Origin of the sequence: Streptomyces sp. NPDC012825 (genome assembly GCF_042900925.1) — a bacterium.
In the GTDB taxonomy this organism is placed as follows: Bacteria; Actinomycetota; Actinomycetes; order Streptomycetales; family Streptomycetaceae; genus Streptomyces.
In genome coordinates, this window is sequence record NZ_JBIBBZ010000041.1 from 1 (window position 1) to 9,373 (window position 9,373).

A 9,373-nucleotide genomic window follows, 5' to 3' on the forward strand; every position below is an offset into this window, starting at 1 on the left:
TGACCGCGGCCCGGGCCCACGGCATCGTCCAGGCCTGCCTCACCCGGCAGATCCTCGTTCTCGCCGACCGCGCCTACCAGGGCGCCGGCGCCACCTTCCGCACCCCGTACAAGAACCACCGCGAACAACCCGAGCACTACCAGCAGTTCAACCGCGACCACGCACGGCTGAGAGCTCCCGGCGAACGGGCCTTCGCGCAGCTGAAGTCCTGGCGGATCCTCCGCCCAGCCCGATGCTCCACCCGCCGCATCGACACCATCGTCCAAGCCGTCCACACCCTATTGATCAGAAACTCATGGGGTTCTCGTCCAGGACGTAGCGGACATGTGGGCCGCCGAAGTAGCCGCGGACGATGTGTGGCTGTCGCTGGCGTCTGCGGAAGAAGCGGCGGGTCTCGGCTGCGAGTTCGGCCTGATCCCGGGCTCGGTGCTGCTTGGGCAGGCTGTGTTTGAGGTCGGCGTTGACCAGCTCGTCGGGGTTCAGCTCGGGTGAGTACGGCGGCAGAAAGTGCAGCTCGACGTCGTCGGGATGGGCGGCCAGCCAGTTGCGGACCCTCCTGGAGCGGTGGGCGGAGTGCCCGTCGACCACGAGATGGACTTTGTGGTTGAAGTGGCCGGCCAGCCGGTCCAGGAAGCGGCACATCACCTCGGCGGTGAAGCTCTGGGTGAAGACCATGAAGTGCATCCGACCCCTGGTGCTGATCGCCGACATCGCGTTGACCGAGAACCGGGGCCCGCTTCGCCGCACCACCGGTGTCCTGCCCTTCTCGCCCCAGGTGCGGCCGGTGACCTGGTCCGAGCGGATGCCGACCTGGTCGGCAAAGAGGATCTCTCCGCCGTCCCTCCTCGCCTTCGCGCGGATCTCCGGCCACGTCTCCTGATGCCAGCGCGCTACGGCCTCGGGGTCTTGCTCGACGGCCCGCTTGTCCGGGCGTTGGAAGGACAGTCCCCACCGCTTCAGGTACTTGCCCACCCCCACCTCGGTCAGCCGCACCCGGTACAGCTTCGCGATCAGGTCACCGATCAAGCGCCGAGTCCACAACTGCCCGGAAAGCCCCACGTCACAGGGCCGGTGATCGAGGACCGCCTGCCGCACCGCGGCCTGCTCGGTCTCCCCGAGCACCTGATACACCCCGACCGGCTTGCCACGCGGGCGCATCACCAGCGCCTCCCGCCCGCCGACCTGCCACTTCGCCCACCAGATATCGACCACCTTCAGCGACACACCGAAGACCGCCACCACGTCCTCACGGTCCCGTCCCGCCACCAGCGCCGCCACCGCCCGCAACCGCAGGGGGCCTCCTGCGCCGACGGCGAAAGATGCCGCGCGTCCCCCACCAGATCGCTCACACCCCACCAAAGACCCAGAACCCAAACCGTTTCGGATCAATACTGACCTGCAGCTATTCAGGATGAAAGAGGCTCAGTCATTCCGTTACTGAGGTTGAACTCGTGATGTCGTGGCTTGCTCAGGCGGGTCCGATGGCCAGCCCGGTCTCGGCGAGGCAGCCGTCTATGAGGTCGCTGCGGTACTGAATGTGCCGTAAGCCGCGGCGGACGGGCTGGACGAGGTGTTCGGGGGTGCTGAAAGCGACGTTGGAGAGCCAGCCGCGTCGCAGGAGAGACCAGATCCCTTCGACGGGGTTGAGGTCGGGTGCGTAGGGCGGCAGGTAGTAGATGGTTAGCCAGTCCCGGGCTTCGGCGAACTTCCGCAGGTCGGCGGCCTTGTGGACGTTGAGGTTGTCCCAGACGAGCACGATCGGCCCGCCGAGCTGCTGGTGGGCGGCGATCAGCAGGTCCCGGTAGTCGCGCCAGGAGAAGCTCTTGCGTCCGTCGCGCCGGCCGTCGTCCCGACGGGGCCGGTAGATCAGCCTGGAGCGGTGGCCGGGTTTGTAGCAGGTCAGCGCGGCAATGGACACTCGTCTGCGGGAGCGGCCCCGCACCCGGACCACCGGGGTCCGGCCGCGCTGCGACCAGGTCTTCGCGTGCGGCGGCGTCATGGAGAATCCGGCTTCGTCCTCGAAGACGATCCAGGCCCCACGGGCCGCCGCGAGTCTTCCGCGCAAGGCCACACCTCCTTGACCCACCCGGCCACCGCCTCGTCGTCCCGCTCGATCGCGCGTCGGGCCGGGACCTGGCAGGACCAGCCGTTTCGCACCAGGAGCTTGCGCACGCCCTGGAGGGTGTAGGTCAGGTGGAAGCGCCGGCCGATCACCGTCTTCACGCGGTTCAGAGTCCAGCGCTGGTCTTCCCAGCCGTGCGCGGCCGGCCCCATGGCCAGCTCCGCCTCCAGCTGGGCGAACTGCTTCTCGCTCAGCCTCGGCAGCGACGCCGGCCCCTGCGACCGCAGAGCCCGCGGACCGCCTTCGTCCCACATCCGCCGCCATCGCTGCACAGAGCGGGCGCCGACCCGCAGGTCCTTGGCAACCACCGAACTCGCCTCGCCCAGAGCGAACCGCTCTGCCGCCTTGAGTCGTAACTCCTCGCGGAACTGCTGGCGTTCGGCGGTCAGCCCGCCCCCTTGTGGATACCGCATGCCCCGGTGATACCGCACGGACGGCGAGCAGTCAGCCCCTACGACTCCACGAGTTCAACCTCAGTAGGAGTTCTTAGGCCCTGTCTGGAGTTGTGATCAGTCTTGCCCGGTTCGCCCTTGCGAGCCGGGCTGGGCTGGTAGAACGCTGGTGTGACGCGACACGAACTGAGCGAAAGCGAGTGGGAGTTGATTGGGCCGTTCCTGCCCATCGGCCGGTGCGGCCCGTATCCGCAGCGGCTTCGTGAACAGTTCGAGGGCGTCATCTGGAAGTTCCGCAGTGGCGGCCAGTGGCGGGTAATGCCGACGGAGTTCGGGGCCTGGCAGACGGTCTACGACCGCTTTGCGCAGTGGCGTGACGCGGGTGTGTTCGCCGCGTTGATGGAGGCGATGATCGCAGAGGCCGCCCGACGCGGTCAGGCGGGTCGCAGCCCGCAGGGTTACTCGGCTGCTGGAACATGAGATCCAGTAGTCGACCTAATAGGAGCCTGTGTTTCGCGGGCGACGATGTCGAGGAATTCCGTGACGGACTCGGGCCGCATCGCGGGGTCGTCTCTCGTGGCGGTCTCTACGATCGCCCGCCATGCGCCACTCTCCGGGAGGAGGGGAATATTTGCCCGGGGACGCTTTCCTGTGACTGCCCACCCGACGAATTGGCCCAGGCTGTATATGTCGGCCTGCGGCCCAGCGCTGTGAGCGTCGTCTTCCAACTCGGGGGCGGAAAACCCGGCCGATCCCAACGCTACGCCCACTTTCGTCCGCTGAGGGTCGGTCGTCATCCCTCGTGGCCGCCTAACAATCCCCCAGTCAGCGACCACCCACCGACCGTCCAGCAAAAGAATGTTGGCTGGCTTGATGTCACGGTGTACATAGCCCTTTTGATGCGCTACCTCAAGGGCCGAACATACGGCTTGCAGCAGAAGAATCAGCGCATCGTCGTTCCGAAGCTCATCACGGTAGTCCAGGGCCGTGCCCTGCGCGTACGGCATGACAAACCAGCTATGATCTGGCGCATGGTCCAGAATGGGCATAGCGTGAGGGTGGCCACTCAGGAACAGCCCGACTTCGATCTCCCGCCCCATCCTGGCGACGCGGCGCTCTAGAGGTGTGCGGAGCTTCTTCAGGGCTACCACAGAGCCCGTGGACTTGTCTCTCGCTCTGAAGACCTGAGCTTGGCCGCCATCTATAGGGATGGGATCGCATGCGTAATTTTTGCGCACGCCAGCCATATGCCGGGCAGTGAATCTCGGCTTCTCGTCGTACTCCGAATGTTCGGAGCAGACTTTCAGGAAGGCCATGAGTGCCAACTTGCATTCTTGCGGATTTTGTTGATCGAGGAGTCGCAGCGCCCCATCAAGCCTGTCGAAATGCGTGCCCTTACCCGCTTCCGGTCGAGGAATCTCGTCCCAATGGCTGTAGCGGAAAAAGGGCTGATTGTTTAAAGGTTCCCTACCTGCGACGTTCAGGTTGAAACCGAATTCTATGGAAGCGGGTACAAGTACGCTGTGGCATAGAGTTCGGGCGGAATAGGATCGAGTGTTATGCGTCTGCTGCTTGATGGAGCGAGGGTCAACGGTCTCATCGAGTGTTCGAGCGAGGAGTGCGGTGCCCAGCGCGGGGGTGTAAGTGCGTGGGGCTTCTTCCTGTCGCAGTGAGCGCGAAAGGCGCAACCATTCCTCTGGCAACGCAGTGGCTTCAATCGCTTTCCTGAACGCCTCATTCAATGTCTGGCGGGCAATGTCCTGGTCGAACCTGACTGCCATCTATCCCCCTGGGTCGATCAGCCTTAATCGTCCGAGCGTTGGGTTCGCCGCTATCGAATCCCAGGCCATGTTATACACCTGCCAGCATGCGGGCCACATCGCCCTGATGATGTCGAAGACCGTTGCCGCCTAAGGGATGTCCCGTATAAGGACGTGAGCTGGGGGTTTGCCTGACGGTACGGTCGACGCGTGGAGTCGAAGAGGGTGAGCGAGTGCCCATTGCGCGGGGGCGGTGTGCGTCCTGGCTACCTGGTCGGGCGCCGTCTTGAGCAAGTAGTCGCCTCGTGGTACCTGTACGGCTCAGAGGCTCCGTCCGGCCCGCTGGACGTGTGGCTGATCGACAGCGAAGCGGTCGCCACGCGAATCACGACCGGTTCGGACTGGTGCCTGATCGTGGAGGCATCGGCTCCCTTCGCGGGATACGACATGGCGGAGTCCGGCCGCATCGAGGTGGCGCCGGTCAGCGGCGAGACCCCGTTCGCGGATCACCTCGGCGAGATGGTGCTGGCAGTCAGCGAGGAGAGTGTCTCGGACAGTGGGCGGATCGCTCTGGAAATCACCTTCAACTCCGGCCGTGTCCGGTGTGAGACCTGGTCCGGCGACCTCCGCCTGTCCAGCAAGTGATCAACACACCAGCCCCGGCGTGAACCGTGTGAGGCTCCCGTCGTGGCTGGTGTGATCACGGCGTCGCAGCCGTCCTGGATAGCCCCGTTCACCGGGTTGAGCCCCCGCTCCTTCGGCACGTTGGTGGCACAGCTGCGGCATGAGGGGGCTGACCCGGTTCGCAGAGGCCGGCCGTGGAGCCTGCCGCTGGAAGACCGGGTGCTGCTGGTCACGGCCTACTGGCGTACCAACTTGACATTGCGACAGCTCGCCCCACTGTTCGGCGTCTCGAAGTCCGCAGCCAACCGCATCGTCAGCCACCTCGGCCCCCTGCTCGCGCTCAAGCCCCGCAGGCGATTCCGCAAGAACACCGTCCTCATCGTGGACGGCACCTTGGTCCCCACCCGCGACCACACCATTGCCGAGCGGTCGAAGAACTACCGCTACTCCACCAACCATCAGGTCGTCATCGACGCCGACACCCGGCGCGTCGTGGTGGTCGGCCAGCCGTTGCCTGGCAACCGCAACGACTGCAAGGCGTGGGAACTGTCCGGAGCCAAGAGCTTGGTCGGCAACACCACCGTGATCGCAGACGGCGGCTACCGCGGCACCGGCCTGGTCATCCCACACCGTCGAGAACGTGGCCAGACCGAGCTACCGGCGTGGAAGGAAGAGCACAACGCTTCCCACCGCCAGGTCCGCGCCCGTGTCGAGCACGCATTCGCCCGCATGAAGAGCTGGAAGATCCTCCGTGACTACCGTCTGAAGGCCGACGGCGTTCACCACGCCATGCTCGGCATCGCTCGCCTCCACAACCCCGCCCTGACCGCGTAGCGGATCTATGTCGATGGTCGATGAGGAGCATGAGGTTGATCCCCGGGAGTGGACACCGGGTTCATGCGGCGAGTGACAGAGTATGTGAAGTGATCAATCGTTGTTCGAACTCGGCCGGTGTGAGGTAGCCAAGGGCGGAATGCCGACGGCGCCTGTTGTAGTACGAGAGCCAGCGGAACAGCTCGAGTCGGGTCTGTGCCTTCGAGGTCCAGCGGTGTCCGTGAAGCAGTTCTCGTTTCAGGCTCTGGAAGAACGATTCGGCCAGGGCGTTGTCGTAGCTCGAGCCGACCCGGCCCATGCTTCGGCGGATGCCATGCCGGCGGCAGACGTCGGCGAAGGCGGTCGCGGTGTACTGGGCGCCCCTGTCGGTGTGGAACACGACGCCGTGCACCTGGCCGGCGCGGGTGGTCACGGCCATCTCGATCGCGTCGGTGACCAGTGAGGTCCGCATGTGGTCGGCGATTGACCAGCCCACCACGCGCCGCGAGCAGATGTCGATCACCGTGGCGAGGTAGAGCCGGCTGGTGCCGACGGCTATGGAGGTGATGTCGCCGCACCACCTGGTGTTGAGGGTGTCCGCGGTGAAGTCGCGCATCGCCAGGTCCGGCACGGGTGGCGCGGCCTTGTCCGCGATCGTTGTCCGCTTCTTCTTCCGCAGGTGCCGGCCGACGATGTGGTTGACCCGCATCAGCCGGGTCACGCGTTTGCGGTTGATCTGCCGTCCTCTCGCCCGCAGTTCGGCGTGGACGCGCGGGGCGCCATAGGCGCCGTCGTGCTCGGCGTGGATGGCGCGGATCTCGCTCACGGTCCGCTTCTCCTCGGCCTGGCGCTCGGCGCGGGCCTGCCCGGCGGCCAGATGGCGGTAGTAGCCGGCGCGGGAGACACCGAGCACCCGGCAGATCCGCTTGACGCCGAAGTCGGCACGGTGGTCGGAGGTGAAGTCCCAGCGGCAAGGGCTCACTTCACCTCCCGAGCGAAATACGCGGCCGCCCGGCGCAGGATCTCGCGCTCGAGGTGCCACTCCTTCTCGGCCTTCAGCAGCCGGGCGTTCTCCGCCCGCAGCCGGGCCAGCTCATCCACCTCGCCGCCCGTGTCACGGCGTCCGGGCACGGCCTGGTTCTCGTCCTTGCGTACCCACGTCCGCAGCGGCTCCGCGGTGATGCCGAGATCTGCGGCCACCGCCGCGTACGTCCGCTTCCCGGCCGCGGCACGGTAGAGCGCGACCGCGTCCTTCCTGAACTCCTCTGGATACGGAGACTTGCGTCCCACGTGGACATCCCTCCCTGGACCATCAAGATCCATTGTCAGGGTGTCCACTCCAAAGGATCAGCCTCAACCACGCACGACTCAGAGCTCCCGGCGAACGGGCTTTTGCGCAGCTGAAGTCCTGGCGCATCCTCCGCCGAGCCCGATGCTCCACCCGACGCATCAGCACTATCGTCCAAGCCGTTCACACTGAGCCGTTTTCATCCTGTCCCTGTGGGGTGAAGTGGCAGGTCAGCGGGGGTGTGTAACGAGGCGAGGCTCCTGGTCGTTGCGGTGGTGTTCTCTACGCACCACGCATCGTCCGAGGAGCCTCGCTTGGTCCCGTATCGTGCCACGGTCGACGTCCCGCATGAGCTGGTCGAGCACGTTTCCTGGCTCATCTACGCACGAAGGTGTGAACGCCGCTCGCGGTGGCGGAAGCTCGGCTGCTTCCACCAGGCCCTGCTCGTACTGGTGCACCTGCGCAAGAACGAGACGCTGCCCGCCTTGGCGGCTGGCTTCGGCGTCTCGACAGCCACAGCCTGGCGCTACGTCGACGAGACCCTCGGCATCCTCGCAGCGTGGGCGCCGGGCTTGCACGAGGCCCTGACCGGCCTGGGTGAGGGCGACCACGTGATCATCGACGGCACACTGATCCCCATCGACCGCATCGCAGCCGACGAGCCGTACTACTCCATGAAACATCGCAAGCATGGGATGAACGTGCAGGTCATCACCCGTCCCGACGGCACACCTCTGTGGTTCTCGCGTGCAAGACCGGGCCGCACCCACGACCTGACCGCGGCCCGGGTCCACGGCATCGTCCAGGCCTGCCTCACCAGAGAGATCCTCGTTCTCGCCGACCGTGCCTACCAGGGCGCCGGCTCCACCTTCCGCACCCCCTACAAGAACCACCGCGAACAACCCGAGCACTACCAGCAGTTCAACCGCGACCACGCACGACTCAGAGCTCCCGGCGAACGCGCCTTCGCACAGCTGAAGTCCTGGCGGATCCTCCGCCGAGCCCGATGCTCCACCCGCCGCATCGGCACCATCGTCCAAGCCATCCACACACTCCTGACCTGCAACTATTCAGGATGAAAACGGCTCACTCTGCTGACCTGCAGCTATTCAGGATGAAAAAGGCTCAATAAGTTCCGACTTTTGTCCCGAGGGGACTTTGGGGGCTTCAGCTCCGGACTCCCAAAAGTTGATGTGCGTGCGACCCGGAAAGCTTGTGTCTTTGGAGCGGTGGCGGAGCAAGGACGCTGCTCAACTGCCGCGTACGATGACCAGCCTCCGGAACATGGACATCGTCTCTCCATGGGTAAGGCGGCCAGGTGGTCATTGCAGCCGCCCTCCGGTACGCGACCCGTGATCACCGTCGACTTCTGGTGCTATTCAATCCAATCGGGTGAAACTGGGCAAGACCGTCTCACGTGAGGTCCCTGCCACGTGACCGCATGGGACGGAGCGGCATGCCGGATACTGTCGACAAAACGGAAAAACCTGCTTCAACGGGGCTTATCTTTAATGTAAGCAAGGCAAAGCCCCCTCGAAGAACGAAAACCGTTGCTTTGAGTTCGCGTGACATTCATGGCCTTTTCATTCCTTCCTCCTTCGATGCGTTCACGAGTGCATCGCAAAACGATGCGTCAGAAACCAAGAGACCGGGGAATCATGACGATTCACACGCCCGCGCCAGTCGGGCGCGGACGGCCTTGGTCCAGGGGGAAAATCCGCTTCATAGCAAGCGGTATAGCCCTGACCATGGCCATCACCCTGCTGGACGGCGCCAGTTCAGCAGAGGCCCAGCCGCGGCAGGAACCTGCGGTCGAACCGAAGAAGCCGACGGTGACGCAGGCGGCGGACATCCCGTCGGCGCGCGTGGCCGCGAAGCTGTCGGGCAAGCGGGTAGAGGCGCTTTCCGAGCGGACCGAGACGTCGACGACTTGGGCCAACAAAGACGGCTCGCTCACTACCGAGCTGGCCGCCGGGCCGCTGCGCTTCCAGGACTCCGTCACGGGCGCCTGGCGCGACGTCGATGTCAATCTGGCTGCCCTGAGCAACGGTTCGGTCGTCGCCAAGGCCCATCCGGCTGGGCTGAGGTTGTCGGGGAGGAAGGGCGCCAGGGCGTCCTCGCTGCGCGCCGCGCAGGCGGCCCCGGCCACCGATCTGGTCACCTTCGGTGAGGGTGAGGAGCAGGTTACGCTGCAGTGGAGGGGCGGACTGCCCGCACCCCGGCTGGACGGCACCCGTGCCACCTACGTGGACGCGGTGCCGGGCGCGGACGTGGTGGTCGAGGCCACTCGTACCGGGTTCGAGCAGTTCGTCGACCTCAAGGCCAGGCCCGCCACCGACGGCTTCTCCTACACGCTGCCGCTGCGGACCAAGGG

At 65.4% G+C, this 9,373-nt stretch carries 8 protein-coding genes and 3 pseudogenes; 6 read left to right on the forward strand and 5 right to left on the reverse strand.

Going from position 1 to position 9,373, the window contains the following annotated elements; all coding sequences use genetic code 11:
• Nucleotides 1–287, forward strand: a pseudogene (locus ACFY7E_RS32695) (transposase family protein); the annotation flags it as partial.
• Here the strand turns inward: ACFY7E_RS32695 and ACFY7E_RS32700 are convergent.
• The 3 genes from ACFY7E_RS32700 to ACFY7E_RS32710 form a co-directional block, all read right to left on the reverse strand.
• On the reverse strand, nt 286–1,278 hold the full coding sequence (locus ACFY7E_RS32700) for an IS630 family transposase (RefSeq protein ID WP_389491437.1): 993 nt from the start codon (nt 1,276–1,278) through the stop codon (nt 286–288). The pseudogene ACFY7E_RS32695 and the gene ACFY7E_RS32700 overlap by 2 nt on opposite strands.
• Before the next feature lie 190 nt (nt 1,279–1,468).
• The gene (locus ACFY7E_RS32705; protein ID WP_389491457.1) at nt 1,469–1,999 is read right to left on the reverse strand and encodes a transposase; all 531 of its coding nucleotides are present in this window, start codon (nt 1,997–1,999) and stop codon (nt 1,469–1,471) included.
• A complete protein-coding gene (locus ACFY7E_RS32710) occupies nt 1,996–2,535 on the reverse strand; it encodes a winged helix-turn-helix domain-containing protein (RefSeq protein ID WP_389491440.1) in 540 nt (179 codons plus the stop codon). The genes ACFY7E_RS32705 and ACFY7E_RS32710 overlap by 4 nt, the downstream gene beginning before the upstream one ends.
• Nucleotides 2,536–2,685: 150 nt before the next feature.
• On the opposite strand from ACFY7E_RS32710, the pseudogene ACFY7E_RS32715 reads away from it, so the two are divergent.
• A pseudogene (locus tag ACFY7E_RS32715) lies at nt 2,686–2,964 on the forward strand (transposase); the annotation flags it as partial.
• Between the two features lie 8 nt (nt 2,965–2,972).
• Here the strand turns inward: ACFY7E_RS32715 and ACFY7E_RS32720 are convergent.
• Nucleotides 2,973–4,295: a restriction endonuclease, SacI family gene (locus ACFY7E_RS32720; protein WP_389491443.1), complete on the reverse strand. Its 1,323-nt coding sequence runs from the start codon at nt 4,293–4,295 to the stop codon at nt 2,973–2,975.
• Between the two features lie 189 nt (nt 4,296–4,484).
• Between ACFY7E_RS32720 and ACFY7E_RS32725 the strand changes: the two genes are divergently transcribed.
• Both ACFY7E_RS32725 and ACFY7E_RS32730 read left to right on the forward strand, forming a co-directional pair.
• Entirely contained in the window at nt 4,485–4,919 is a 435-nt protein-coding gene (locus tag ACFY7E_RS32725) for a hypothetical protein (protein WP_389491445.1), read from the forward strand.
• Between the two features lie 42 nt (nt 4,920–4,961).
• Entirely contained in the window at nt 4,962–5,732 is a 771-nt protein-coding gene (locus ACFY7E_RS32730) for a transposase (protein ID WP_389491448.1), read from the forward strand.
• 61 nt (nt 5,733–5,793) lie between these two features.
• On the opposite strand, the gene ACFY7E_RS32735 is transcribed toward ACFY7E_RS32730, so the two are convergent.
• Nucleotides 5,794–7,001 (reverse strand): IS3 family transposase gene (locus ACFY7E_RS32735; RefSeq protein WP_389491451.1). Its coding sequence is split into 2 segments (ribosomal slippage): nt 5,794–6,758 and nt 6,758–7,001, totalling 1,209 coding nucleotides; the frame shifts between segments, so codons are not numbered across the junction.
• Nucleotides 7,002–7,313: 312 nt separating this feature from the next.
• Between ACFY7E_RS32735 and ACFY7E_RS32740 the strand changes: the two genes are divergently transcribed.
• Together ACFY7E_RS32740 and ACFY7E_RS32745 are read left to right on the forward strand one after the other, a co-directional pair.
• On the forward strand, nt 7,314–8,078 hold the full coding sequence (locus ACFY7E_RS32740; protein ID WP_389491454.1) for a transposase family protein: 765 nt from the start codon (nt 7,314–7,316) through the stop codon (nt 8,076–8,078).
• 669 nt (nt 8,079–8,747) lie between these two features.
• Nucleotides 8,748–9,373 (forward strand): annotated as a pseudogene (locus ACFY7E_RS32745) (sugar-binding protein); the annotation flags it as partial.